Annotated in this window: 14 protein-coding genes; 8 read left to right on the forward strand and 6 right to left on the reverse strand. The window is 67.3% G+C overall.

Features of this window, described 5'->3' with window-relative positions; translation table 11 throughout:
- Nucleotides 1-2 precede the first annotated feature (2 nt).
- Entirely contained in the window at nt 3-1,643 is a 1,641-nt protein-coding gene (locus N1F91_RS04985) for an FAD-binding oxidoreductase (protein WP_289990641.1), read from the reverse strand.
- Nucleotides 1,644-2,124: 481 nt separating this feature from the next.
- Here N1F91_RS04985 and N1F91_RS04990 point away from each other — a divergent pair, with 481 nt between their 5' ends.
- The 4 genes from N1F91_RS04990 to uvrB all read left to right on the forward strand — a co-directional run bounded on the left by N1F91_RS04990 (nt 2,125) and on the right by uvrB (nt 7,011).
- On the forward strand, nt 2,125-2,853 hold the full coding sequence (locus tag N1F91_RS04990; protein WP_289990642.1) for an autoinducer binding domain-containing protein: 729 nt from the start codon (nt 2,125-2,127) through the stop codon (nt 2,851-2,853).
- Between the two features lie 135 nt (nt 2,854-2,988).
- On the forward strand, nt 2,989-3,246 hold the full coding sequence (locus tag N1F91_RS04995; protein ID WP_289990643.1) for a SemiSWEET transporter: 258 nt from the start codon (nt 2,989-2,991) through the stop codon (nt 3,244-3,246).
- 87 nt (nt 3,247-3,333) lie between these two features.
- Nucleotides 3,334-3,843: a histidine phosphatase family protein gene (locus N1F91_RS05000; RefSeq protein ID WP_289990644.1), complete on the forward strand. Its 510-nt coding sequence runs from the start codon at nt 3,334-3,336 to the stop codon at nt 3,841-3,843.
- 105 nt (nt 3,844-3,948) lie between these two features.
- A complete protein-coding gene (gene uvrB / locus N1F91_RS05005; protein ID WP_289990645.1) occupies nt 3,949-7,011 on the forward strand; it encodes an excinuclease ABC subunit UvrB in 3,063 nt (1,020 codons plus the stop codon).
- A 231-nt stretch (nt 7,012-7,242) separates the two neighbouring features.
- Here uvrB and N1F91_RS05010 read toward each other — a convergent pair whose 3' ends face one another.
- A complete protein-coding gene (locus tag N1F91_RS05010; RefSeq protein ID WP_289990646.1) occupies nt 7,243-7,602 on the reverse strand; it encodes a hypothetical protein in 360 nt (119 codons plus the stop codon).
- Nucleotides 7,603-7,883: 281 nt separating this feature from the next.
- On the opposite strand from N1F91_RS05010, the gene N1F91_RS05015 reads away from it, so the two are divergent.
- Together N1F91_RS05015 and N1F91_RS05020 are read left to right on the forward strand one after the other, a co-directional pair.
- Nucleotides 7,884-8,480, forward strand: a complete 597-nt coding sequence (locus tag N1F91_RS05015; RefSeq protein WP_289990647.1) for a DUF922 domain-containing protein — start codon at nt 7,884-7,886, stop codon at nt 8,478-8,480.
- A 65-nt stretch (nt 8,481-8,545) separates the two neighbouring features.
- Nucleotides 8,546-9,463: a CHAD domain-containing protein gene (locus N1F91_RS05020; RefSeq protein ID WP_289990648.1), complete on the forward strand. Its 918-nt coding sequence runs from the start codon at nt 8,546-8,548 to the stop codon at nt 9,461-9,463.
- A gap of 30 nt (nt 9,464-9,493) precedes the next feature.
- On the opposite strand, the gene N1F91_RS05025 is transcribed toward N1F91_RS05020, so the two are convergent.
- The 4 genes from N1F91_RS05025 to N1F91_RS05040 all read right to left on the reverse strand — a co-directional run bounded on the left by N1F91_RS05025 (nt 9,494) and on the right by N1F91_RS05040 (nt 11,183).
- Complete coding sequence (locus tag N1F91_RS05025; protein WP_289990841.1) at nt 9,494-9,760, reverse strand: hypothetical protein; 267 nt, start codon at nt 9,758-9,760, stop codon at nt 9,494-9,496.
- A 100-nt stretch (nt 9,761-9,860) separates the two neighbouring features.
- Entirely contained in the window at nt 9,861-10,130 is a 270-nt protein-coding gene (rpsU, locus tag N1F91_RS05030) for a 30S ribosomal protein S21 (RefSeq protein ID WP_289990649.1), read from the reverse strand.
- Nucleotides 10,131-10,197: 67 nt separating this feature from the next.
- A complete protein-coding gene (locus N1F91_RS05035) occupies nt 10,198-10,329 on the reverse strand; it encodes a hypothetical protein (protein WP_289990650.1) in 132 nt (43 codons plus the stop codon).
- Nucleotides 10,330-10,964: 635 nt separating this feature from the next.
- A complete protein-coding gene (locus N1F91_RS05040; RefSeq protein WP_289990651.1) occupies nt 10,965-11,183 on the reverse strand; it encodes a hypothetical protein in 219 nt (72 codons plus the stop codon).
- 259 nt (nt 11,184-11,442) lie between these two features.
- Here N1F91_RS05040 and N1F91_RS05045 point away from each other — a divergent pair, with 259 nt between their 5' ends.
- Together N1F91_RS05045 and N1F91_RS05050 are read left to right on the forward strand one after the other, a co-directional pair.
- A complete protein-coding gene (locus tag N1F91_RS05045) occupies nt 11,443-11,793 on the forward strand; it encodes a hypothetical protein (RefSeq protein ID WP_289990652.1) in 351 nt (116 codons plus the stop codon).
- 296 nt (nt 11,794-12,089) lie between these two features.
- Nucleotides 12,090-12,302: a cold-shock protein gene (locus tag N1F91_RS05050; RefSeq protein ID WP_289990653.1), complete on the forward strand. Its 213-nt coding sequence runs from the start codon at nt 12,090-12,092 to the stop codon at nt 12,300-12,302.
- Nucleotides 12,303-12,317 lie beyond the last annotated feature (15 nt).

The following is a 12,317-nucleotide window of genomic DNA, read 5'->3' on the forward strand; positions in this document are numbered from 1 at the left end:
CGTCAGGCCGGCCCCGGCAGCGGCGCGTCGAAGGCCATCGCCTTGACCGCACGGTAGAAGGTCGAGGTGAAAAGTTCTCCCGGATCGTAGGCCAGCTTGGAGCGCAGGAAAACGGGCAGTTCGGGATAGCTCGCGCGCAGCTGGGCCGTCGTGAAATGCAGCTGGTAGGGCAGGAAGAAGCGCCCGCCATGCTTCAGCGCCAGATCGATCATGTCGCGCGTCAGCGCCCGCATCCGGCGGGTGCCCTCCGCGTCGGCCCGCTGGTTGATGTAGAGCACGAGGGAGAAGGCGGGCTCCGGCGCGTAGTTGAGCGCGATGTCCTCCTGATGCACCACCCGCACCGAGGCGTTCAGCACCGGCAGGTCGTGGCGGGCCAGCACGTCGCGCGCGCCCGCGATGAAGGCATCGTAGGCGGCGCGGGGCACGAAATACTCGTGCAGCACATCCGTCTCGTCCTGCAGGTCGTTGAACAGATAGGGCACGGAGTCGTGCATCGGATCGTTGCGCGAGACGAGGCAGGCCTCGCCCTCGCCCATCGCCGCCGTGCGCGGCACGGTGCAGGCCTCGAACGCGTGCTCGAGGCGCGACTCGGCGAACCACTTGAAGCGCTGGAACAGATCGCCATGCTTGGCGAGGTTGAGGATCAGGCGCTTCAGGCCGACCGAACCCGGCTCGGCGAGCGGCGGGATCGTCTCCGCAGGGACCCCGTCGACCGCGTCGTAGCGGTAGACGATCATGTCGTCGAGGAAGTTACCGGGCGCCGTCGACAGATGGCCGTAGAACAGCGCCGGCCCGCCCTCCGGATCGATCTCGCGCGCGAAGGTCGCGGGAAACGCCTCCGAGCGGATGATCGCGCGCGACGTGCGGTAGACGGCGTTGTCGGTGACGTCGAGCGTCGCCGACAGGACCACGCCGAACAGGCCGTAGCCGCCGACGACGTGGCGGAAGAGATCGGCATTCTCGGTCCGCGACACCGTCAGGACCGTCCCGTCCGCCAGCATCACCCGCATCGAGCGGATCGTCCCGGCGACGGAGCCGGCGCGATGATCCATGCCATGGGCGTTCACGGAGATCGAGCCGCCCACGGAGAAGATGTCGCTCGACTGCATCGCCTTGACGGCGAGGCGCGGATGCAGCGCGTTCTGGATGCGGTGCCAGGTCGCGCCCGGCTGCACGGTGACCGTCCGCGCCGCCTCGTCGACCGCGATACGGTCGAAGCCCGTCATGTCGAGCACCAGCGCGTGGTCGTCGAAGGCCTGGCCGCCCATGGAATGGCGGACGGCGGACATCGAGACCTGGAGGCCGTTCTCGCGCGCGAAGGCCAGCGCACGGGCCACATGCGCCTCTTCCGTCACACCGACCACGCCGTAGACCGGCGTGCGCGACAGGGCGCTGGCATCGTTCATGTCGCCGCCTTTGGCGAGCCAGGGCAGATCCGGGTCGTGCGGCGGCAGCGTCGCGGGAGCGTCGAGAGCAAGCGCCATTCCGTCGGCGTCCGCCACGCGGCCCAGGCTCTTCGGCGCCGCAGGCGAGCGCGCCAGGCGGGCCAGCGTGACGCCGCTCCAGGCAAGACCGCCAAGCGCCACCGCACCGCCCAACAGCAATCGCCGCGACAGACGAAACCGACCGCGCCCCTCGACCACGACTCATCCTCCCCGCCCGACAAGGCCCCGAGTAGACCGGTTCCCTGCCCCGCGGGCAACCGTGCGACGCGGGAGTCCGGCGCGAAATGTCCAGCGAAACATGCCTCTCGTTCACGGATAGGTCTCGCCGCCACCTGACCTTTCGCGACCTTTCGCAAGCGCGCGAGACGGGCCGAGCGAGACGAGATCGCTGGCCGGGCTACCCTTCTCGCGAGGGGCTGCCATGCGTCGCACGCAGGAGCACGCAACTTTCTTTCGAACAGCGCAGATTGCAAGTCACAATACACCAGTATTGACCCGCGGATCGACGTCTCCATGCTTCGAATACCGCCTGCCAGAACGAACCCATGTTTTCGCATGGTTGCATTGCAGCATCGCGTGTTCGTCGCCTGGACCCATTCGTGTATCAGCGCGTTCTTCCACCTATGAACGAAGAAGACGCGCCCGACACTCGGCGCAGCACCCCTGGAGGGCGCTTGCGATGATTTCAGCAACACGTGCCGTTCTCCCGACAAGCACCTCGATACTTGACGACCTGGACCTGATCCGGTCGCTCGGCGATGCTCATGATTTCCTGAGAAGCCTGGCTCGGGAACACGGATTCGCCCATCATGCGGCCCTGCGGTTCGCGCCGGAGCCGGAGGGCAGACCGACGCGCCAGCTGGCGATAACGAGTTTTCCGCGCGATGTCGTCCAGGCCTACGAGCGCGCGATGCTGGCGAGCGGCAGCCGCGCCATGGCCTCCGCCCGCGCCTCGGCCCGCCCTTTCGTCTGGAACAGGCATGTCCCGCTTCCGCGCGGGGACGACCTCGCCCGCGCCGTTCTGGCTTCGGCCGGCGTGACGATGGGCCTGACGCTACCCGTCGCCGGTCGCGACGGCGATCGGGGACTGGTCATGCTTGGCGGCGACCGCCCCGCGCCGGAGCTTGAGGAGACGGCCCTTCTCAGCCTCTTTGCCAACGGCCTGTTCGACCGGATCGTGTCGATCCAGAACGAAGAACGCTACACGCACGACTTCCGCCTGACGCTGCGCGAACGCCAGTGCCTGATGTGGACCAGCGCCGGCAAGACGGCGCCGGAAATCGCGGAAATTCTCGATCTGTCCGAGCACATGGTGGAACACCACATCGCCGCCTGCATCGACAAGCTCGGTGCCGTCAACCGCACGCAGGCGGTCGCCAAGGCGATCCGGCTGCGCGTCATCGACTGAGCCACTGCGACGGCGGTCGTCGAAAACAACCCCTCCCCGTTCGGCCGCGACGAAATGCCGGCCGCGCCTTCTTCCTGTACCGGCGGCAGAAGGTGTATTGCAGCGCAACAGGTCCCCTCGTGAAAGTACCCAGCCGTGTCTCCTTCGGTCGAACTTCTCGGCGCCGTCGCCGCCGTCATCACCTCGCTGTGCTGGCTGCCGCAGATGCTGAAGATCCTGCGCGAGCGGCAGACCGCCGGCATCTCGCTGTCCACAAATGCCTTCTTCGCCTCGGGCGTGTTCCTGTGGCTGATTTACGGCCTGATGATCGGCTCGTGGCCGGTAATCGGCGCCAATGCGGTGACGCTCGGCTTCGTGCTCGCCATCGTCGGGCTGAAGCTCCGCTACGGCTGAACCGCGCCCCTTTCGCATCCCGGCCGCATCGGCCACCCTGCAACCGACCGAATCGGGCGCCCGACCGGGACGAATCGGGAGGAATGGATGAGGGAACTGCTGCTGCTGCGGCATGCGAAGTCGAGCCGGGACGATCCTGCGCTCGCCGATTTCGACCGCCCGCTGTCGGGGCGCGGCCGCAGGGACGCACCGCGGATGGGCGCGCTGGCAGCCGCCCGCGGCTGGAGGCCGGATCATGCCATCGTATCGCCCGCTCTGCGCACCCGCCAGACCTGGGACATGGCGCGCCCGGCGCTGGGCAACGTCGCCACCCGTTATGACGACGCGATCTACGAGGCCGCACCGACGGCGATCCTCGCCGCCATTCGCGCTGCCCCGCCAGGCGCCCGCCGGCTGATCGTGATCGGCCACAATCCGGGGCTGGAGGACCTGTCTGCCATTCTCGCCTCCGATCGATCCGATGCCGCAGCGCTGGCGGCGCTGCGCGAGAAGTTCCCGACGGGCGCCCTGGCGCGATTCGAGGTCGAGGCGGAGTGGCGCAATCTTGCCGGCGGCGGCGCGCGGCTGGCGGACTTCGTCCGGCCGAAGGATCTCTGACGACGGCCGCCCTGCTGACAACCTCCTGTCAGGAGCGCCGGCAGGCATCATGCCCGGCCGCGCGGCGCCCTTTCCATTTCGACTGACTCCCTCCATATTCCGGCCATGGCCCGATCCCCCCAGAAGAAGCGCCCGCAGCAGGCGGAACGCGATGCGTCCGCAGCGAAGCGTCGCAGCCCCATCCTCGACTTCATGGACGCTTCGGAGCCGCTGGAGCCGCGCGGCTTCGGCGAGGCGCCGCAGCCCGAGCTGTCGGGCACGCCCCTCACCGGCTCGGTCTCCGACTGGGCGCGCGAGATGGAGCGCGCCGCCGAGGAGGAGTTGCGCGCCACCGAGATGCGCTCGATCCGTTCCAAGGCGGGCAAGCACCGGGTTCAGGTCGCCATCGACGCCGAAAAGGAAGCCGCAGGCAAGGCGGAACCGGAGGTCGCCCGCAAGCCGGGCAAGAAGATCCCCGAGCGCTCCTCCGCCCCGACGCGATCGGCGCGCGGCACCTCGATGGGCGGCGCGGCGACCGCCAAGGAGCGCGCCGCCGCGGGCATGAACCCCGTCGCCGGCATGGACGTGTCGCTGGAAGACGCGGCGGCGCTCGCCACCGGCAGCGTCACCGCCACGGTGGCGGCGCTGTCGGCGCTGATCGAGAGCGGCAACCCGCTGCACAAGAACGGCCAGATGTGGACGCCGCACCGCCCGGCCCGGCCGGACAAGTCGGAAGGCGGCATCGAGATCGTCATGAAGGCCGATTTCGAGCCGGCCGGCGACCAGCCGACGGCGATCCGCGACCTCGTGGCGGGCGTGAAGGAGAACGAACGCACCCAGGTGCTGCTCGGCGTCACCGGCTCGGGCAAGACCTTCACCATGGCCAAGGTGATCGAGGAAACGCAGCGCCCTGCCCTGATCCTTGCCCCCAACAAGACGCTGGCGGCCCAGCTCTACGGCGAGTTCAAGCAGTTCTTCCCGCACAACGCGGTGGAGTATTTCGTCTCCTATTACGACTACTACCAGCCCGAGGCCTACGTGCCGCGCACCGACACCTTCATCGAGAAGGAATCGTCGATCAACGAGCAGATCGACCGCATGCGCCACTCGGCGACCCGCTCGCTGCTGGAGCGCGACGACGTCATCATCGTCGCCTCGGTGTCGTGCATCTACGGTATCGGCTCGGTCGAGACTTACACGGCGATGACCTTCCAGATGCAGGTCGGCGACCGCCTCGACCAGCGCCAGCTTTTGGCCGACCTCGTCGCGCAGCAGTACAAGCGCCAGGACATCAATTTCGTGCGCGGCTCGTTCCGGGTTCGCGGCGACACGATCGAGATCTTTCCCGCCCACCTGGAGGATCGCGCCTGGCGCATCACCTTGTTCGGCGACGAGATCGAAACGATCACCGAGTTCGATCCCTTGACCGGGACCAAGACCGGCGAGTTGAAGAGCGTCAAGATCTACGCCAACTCGCACTACGTGACGCCGCGGCCGACCTTGAATCAGGCCATCAAGTCGATCAAGTCCGAGCTGCAGCACCGGCTGCAGGAGCTTGAAAAGGCTGGACGACTGCTCGAGGCGCAGCGGCTGGAGCAGCGCACGCGCTTCGACCTCGAGATGCTGGAGGCGACCGGCTCCTGCGCCGGCATCGAGAACTATTCGCGCTATCTCACCGGCCGCGCGCCGGGCGAGCCGCCGCCGACCCTGTTCGAATACATCCCCGACGACGCCCTCGTCTTCATCGACGAGAGCCACGTCACCGTGCCGCAGATCGGCGGCATGTATCGCGGCGACTTCCGCCGCAAGGCGACGCTGGCCGAATACGGCTTCCGCCTGCCGTCCTGCATGGACAACCGGCCGCTGCGCTTCGAGGAGTGGGACGCCATGCGCCCGCTGACCGTCGCGGTGTCGGCCACGCCCGGCAACTGGGAGATGGAGGCTGCCGGCGGCGTCTTCGCCGAGCAGGTCATCCGTCCGACCGGCCTGATCGACCCGCCGGTGGAGGTGCGGCCGGCCAAGAGCCAGGTCGACGACGTGCTGGGCGAGATTCGCGAGACGACGCGCAAGGGCTATCGCACGCTGTGCACCGTGCTGACCAAGCGCATGGCCGAAGACCTGACGGAATACCTGCACGAGCAGGGCGTGCGCGTGCGCTACATGCATTCCGACATCGACACGCTGGAGCGCATCGAGATTCTCCGCGATCTCAGGCTCGGAGCGTTCGACGTGCTGGTCGGCATCAACCTGCTGCGCGAGGGCCTCGACATCCCGGAATGCGGCTTCGTGGCTATCCTCGACGCCGACAAGGAGGGCTTCCTGCGCTCGGAAACGTCGCTGATCCAGACCATCGGCCGCGCCGCGCGCAATGTCGACGGCAAGGTCATCCTCTATGCCGACCAGATCACCGGCTCGATGGAGCGGGCGATGGCCGAGACCTCGCGGCGCCGCGAGAAGCAGCTCGCCTGGAACACCGAGCACGGCATCACCCCGGAAAGCGTGAAGAGCCGCATCGCCGACATTCTCGATTCGGTCTACGAGAAGGACCACGTCCGCGCCGACATCTCCGGCTTCACCGAAGGCGGCAAGGACAATCTCGTCGGCAACAATCTCAAGGCGCATCTCGAGCATCTGGAGAAGGCGATGCGCAATGCCGCCGCCGACCTCGACTTCGAGACCGCGGCCCGCCTGCGCGACGAGATCAAGCGCCTGCGCGAGACCGAACTGGCCGTCATGGACGACCCGATGGCGCGCGACACCGGCGTCGACAACACCAAGGCGAGCCGCAAGGCCAAGGCGCAGGGCAAGCCGGTGGGCCCCGCCGGCAAGGCGGGCCAGGTGGGCAAGGACAAGCCCGCCGGGCTGTTCGCCAAGCCGCATCTCGACGAGATGGGCACCTCCGGCGACCACGCGACGCCGGCCGGCGCCGTCGACCGCTCGCTGTTCCGCAAGAACTCGCTGGACGAGATGACCGTCCGGCGGACGGAAAAGCCGGTGGAGGGGGTGAAGCCGGATCCTTCCAGGCTCCGGCCTGCAGCCGCAGCACCTCAGGATGAGAGTGGCACGCGTGCCGCAGACGATCCGCGGCCGGTGGTGCGTGGCAAGGTCGGCGCGGGGTCGTACGAGGATCCAGGCGACGAGAAGCGGCAAAAGCGGCGGCCGGGCAAGACCGGGCGGCCGGGGCGGTAGGATAGCGTCCGGCCGGCGCCGACGTCCCGCCTCGTTTCGGGGGTGGTCTCGCGTTCTGCCCGGCCAGGCTTCCGTTTCACTCTGGCCGGAGCGTCGACGACCGGGGTACGGTGACGCGGGGCCGTTGCAGCGACTTGCCACTGCTTCCGCATGCTCGAGCCCGGCCGGCCAGGACCGGGCTCTTCTGATGGCGCCGGACGTCTGCCGCGCCTGACCGGCGCGGCCGACGGATCAGCACTTTCCGAACGACTTCTGGACGATCATGTTGCCGGCGACGCTGACGGTCAGAGTGACGCCGGTGGGGATGCCGAAGGTCGTGCAGATGTGGATGCAGGCCTGGGCGACAGTCCCGTTGGGGACGAAGGCCGGGACCGGCAGGCACACGCTGCCGATGCCGAGCGGCAGGTTGAGGCAGACCTTCCCGCCGCTGACCGTGACGGAGATACACCCGCCCGCGATCTGGATATGCCCGTCGTCGGGCACCGCCGTCTCGGGGCCGGCCCTCTGCAGGCTGGCGACGTCATGCATTTCGCGCGCGGCGTCGAGTGCCGCCTGAATCTGCCTGGAGTCGAATTCCGGATAACTGGCCATCTGACTGCTCCTCCATGGTTGCTTGTGGTCGGACAGCTCCCGTCGGTTGCATTCGCCCAACGCACAACCATGAATAGCACGTAAAGAATTTTGCTAGCAAGAATTGTATTATGGGGGTCGATTACTCTGCTTATAATTGCCTTCGTAAGGACTGCGCGGTTCGGCCGCGTCATTGCATGACAGGAAGATGCGACGCGAAGCCGGCGGTCCTCCCCGCGCTTGCGCACCGGGGCCGACCTGTCTACGTCTCGAGACGAGGCTTGAACGACAGGACGACGCGCATGAAGACGACCCTCCGGGCCACCCTCGCGCTGGCGTTCCTCCTCTCCCTCCCCGCGCAGGCCGCGGACTGGAAGGCGGTGGAGAAGACCGAGACCTATGCGGTCACCGGTACGACGGGAATGGAGCTCTACGCCTCGATCGGCGCCAAGGGGCCGCTGCTGGGACAGACGCGTGCGATCGCCTACACGACCTTCGACCTGAAATGGTCGCGCGATTACCGACCGCAGCCGGACGGGTCCTGCACGCTGGTCTCGGGCAAGCCCTGGCTGACAATCACCTACCGCCTGCCGAAGCCCTCCCGGACGCTTCCGGCGCCGCTGGCACAGAACTGGAAACGCTTCATCACCGGCATGACCGCGCACGAGAAGGTGCATGGCGACCACATCAAGGAGATGGTCGAGCGGATCATCGCCACGACGGTGGGGGTGAACGTGCCGGACGATGCCGGCTGCAGAAGGATCCGCGAGGTGCTGCAGCAGCCTCTGGCCGAGGCGTCACTGGAACAGAGGGCACGCTCCAACGCCTTCGACCGCGAGGAGATGAGCCCGGGCGGCAACGTTCACGGGCTGATCCTGGAACTGGTCAACGGGGGCTGATCGCTCCGGCGGAGGAACCGCGACGCCCGATGCCCGTTCGCCCGGGATCAGCAAGGCGGAGCCCGATGGCCTACGAGTTCAAGCGCAACGACAGGACGGTGCAGACGGCGGTACGGCGGATCGCCCGTCGCGAGATCGAGAAGACGCTGGACGCGATGGAGGACGGAGCGCGCAGTGACCGCATCCACGCAGCCCGCAAGAGCTGCAAGAAGCTGCGCGGCCTGATTCGTCTCGTGCGCCCCGCCTTCCCCGCCTATGCGCGTGAGAACGAGGCGCTGAGAGACACGGCCCGACTACTGTCGGGTCCGCGGGATGCCGCCGTTCTGATCGAGACCTACGACGCGATCATGGACGCGTTCGACGACGAGATCGACCGCCCGGCCATGGGCAGGATCCGCCATGGCCTGACCTTGGAGTTGAAGGACAAGCGCGCCGAGGAGGCGCTTCGTGACCGGACGGAGCTGTTTCGGCAAAACATGCGTGCGGTGCTGGAGAGGGCTCCAGGCTGGAAAGTGACGCAGGGCGGTTTCGATGGGTTGTCGGACGGCCTCGCGAAGACGCTGCACCGTGCCCGCAAAGCGCTGGAGGCGGCGCAGGCAGACCCGGACGCGGCATCCATGCATGAATGGCGAAAGCGGGTGAAGTATCACTGGTACCACGCCCGTCTCCTGGAACCATGCTTTCCGGAGGTACTGCGCGGGCACCGCAAGGCGGCGAAACGCCTCGCCGACCTGCTCGGCGATCATCACGATCTTGCCGTGTTCGCCGAGAGGCTATCGAAGGATGCCGACGGTCTCGGCGCTGCGGAAAGCCGGGACTTGGCGATCGGCCTCGCTCGCCGCCGCAAGGCCTCCATCGAGGCTGAGGCATTCCCCCTGGGATCAAGGCTGTTCGCCGAGAAGCCGAAGGCACTTTCGCGGCGATGGGATCGATGGTGGACGATCTGGCGGGACATGCCCGCCGAAGCGGCGCGACCGGATTAGCGCGGTCGCCCCATCGACAGGGGCATCATCTCAGCGCGGACGCTGGGTGATGGCGCGGCGCGGCGCAGGCTTCTTTGGGGCCGCCTTCTTGGCAGCGGGCTTCTTTATGGGCGCGACGGTCTCGCCCGTTGCCTCGGCCTGGGCTTCCTGCTCGAGTCGCAGTTTGCGCAGCCGCTCGGTCTTCTTCTCGCGCGCGGACACCTCGGCGTCGATGATGGCGCGCGACGCATTGGTCGTGGTGTCGGACTTGCTGCTGCGGCCGGCTTCCGTCGGCTTGAACAGCTTGTCCTTTGTCATGGAGGCCATTCCTGTCTCCTTTCCGTCTGGGGAACGGGCGCCCGGATGAGCGCCAGGGTGCGAGCGGGGCCGCGCGCTTGGCCGCGCGGCCGCTCAGCGATCAATAACGGGGCGTGGAAGGAGCTGCGCCGGGACGGGGAGCGAAGACCTTCTTCTTCGGCGCCGGCAGGAGACCCTCGCGCTGCGCCTGCTTGCGGGCGGCCTTGCGGCTGCGGCGGACGGCCTCGGCCTTTTCGCGGACGCGCTTCTCGGACGGCTTTTCGTAGGAGCGGCGAGCCTTCATTTCGCGAAAGACGCCTTCGCGCTGCATCTTCTTCTTCAGCACCCGAAGGGCCTGATCCACGTTGTTGTCGCGTACGAGTACCTGCAAGGGATATCCTGTCCTGTTTGTCTTGGTCGTCGATTGGTTGCGTCGGCCGCTGCAGGCCGACGGTTCTTCACTTCTTCTTGCTGGCCGCCTCGTTGGCCTGCTTCACCTGGGCTCCGAAGGGGGTCGGCGCGGGCGCCGCCTTCTTGTCCTTCTTGGGCTTCCGGGCTTCCTTGTTACTGCGCATCTGGCCTTTGGCCATGTCACTTCCCCTCTTGTTCCTGCCATGGACGCAGCGAGCCTCGACCCGCCGACGACCGTGAGCCCGGTCCGGGTCGCGATGCGCCTGTTCGTCCTGTCCTCCTGCGGACCCAGTCCGGCTGCCGAACGTCGACCGGCCGCAGGAAGCCGGTAACGCGAATAGGATGAACGCGTGACGCGGCCGAACGTGGCCGCACGACGTTCGCGGTAGGCGAAAACCGGACGGCCGACGCCGGTCCTCCGGAAAAGCAAAAAGCGGGGACGTGCCCCGCTTCCGGTTCGTCATCCGGAGAGTGACCGCCGTCGGGAGGCTGCCAGTACATCCGTGGTCAGTTCCCTCGGCGGTCGTCCGGCTCTGCGGCGGCATGCCCTCGAGCATTCCATTCCGCTACCGGCCAAGGAACCATCTGCCGCCTTCTATGGGGCGGCCAAGCCGGCAGCAGATCGCTCTGCGCCCGAAAGACGGTTCCTCGCTTCGCTCCAATATGGTGCAGTTCGACTGCCGTTGCAAGCCGGCGGGGCAATTTTACCGGCAGGTCGCGCTTTTTCCCCAAGGCTTGCCGCGCGCGGAAGAACCGCCGAAGCGCCGCGCCTCCTCGCCAACCCGCACCGCTCTGTGCTTCCGGGCGCGATGCGTCAGCCGTCGAGACCGGCACGCACGAGGTCGAGGGGCTGACGTGGCCCCCTGCGCCAAGCAAGAAGAACACGCTCCTCGACGGCCGCCCGGCGCCTGCGTTCGCGCGCGGCTATGCCAAGCTCGTTGCAGACGGCCTCGACGACCGGCCGAATGTCGTCCGCGGTCGCATCCGCGCCCGCAGGCCTGGACGGGCCGCTTCCGTGCAGAAGGTTCATCATGGCCGGCCTCCTCTGTTGCCGTCCGGCGGCTGGCGCCGCTCTCGTTGCGGAACACATGTCCGCTTGTAGACAGTGTAGCGCATTTTCACGAAAGCAACAGGGCAACAGCATCACACTTTGCCGCGGAACTGTAATCCGTGCTTCCGCTGCGTGATGGTGCACCGCAGAAACAGCAGGCGGCACGGCGCCAAGGATCCGGCAGACGCCTCGCCGCCGGAGCGGCCTTGCGTCGCGCGCAAGGCGCCGCCATGCTCCTGGCATGACCGCCGGATTCGCAATTGTACTCGCCATGGCCATCGGCGCTCCGCTCGTCGGAGGCGCGCCTGCACAGCAACGGCCGGAGACACCCGTCATGCTCGTCGGCGGCTGCCATCGGGACGTGCAGCGGCACTACGTGCCGACCTTCCGCGACACGGTTCGACACCGCCACCTGCCGGGAGATTGCCGGCCGGTGCCGGTGCGCGAGACGATCGCGCCCCTCGACTGCCACCGCGACGCCCGCCGTCATTTCGTGCCTGGCATCGGCGTCGTGCTGCACCGCCACGTCGGGCAGGATTGCACCATCCGCCGGATCAACCGGTCCACCGAGCCGAAGCCCCGATTGCCGTAAGTCGGCTCAGACCGGCACCGGTCCTGACCCGCCGAGCGGCCGGCGCGATAAGTCGCTGTTAGTTTTCGGCTTTACTTCCGCTCGCAGTCCCGTGAACGACAACTCGTCTTGCCAATCGACCTTTTTCGTGCAACGCTCCGTACTGTTCGGGTTATGTGCAGGCCCGGAGACTGGAACGTTAGAGGACGACCTTTCCCCGAAAGTGTGAACACTCGACGCGAACGCTGACCCGGACCGGCTCCGTGGCCAACGCCTGGCGCCGTTCCTTCGATCCACGACGGGAAAAGGAGTTTCCCATGCCCCAGACGGGCACTGTCAAGTTCTTCAACAACGAAAAGGGCTTCGGCTTCATCAAGCCGGACGGCGGCGCCAAGGACGTGTTCGTCCATATTTCGGCCGTGCAGGCATCCGGCATGGGCTCGCTCGCCGAGGGCCAGAAGGTGAGCTTCGACACCGAGCCGGATCGCATGGGCAAGGGTCCGAAGGCGGTCAACCTCCGTCCCGCGTAGTCGCGCGCGAAGAAC

It is taken from the genome of Aquibium sp. ELW1220, assembly GCF_030398385.1.
Classification (GTDB): Bacteria; Pseudomonadota; Alphaproteobacteria; order Rhizobiales; family Rhizobiaceae; genus Aquibium.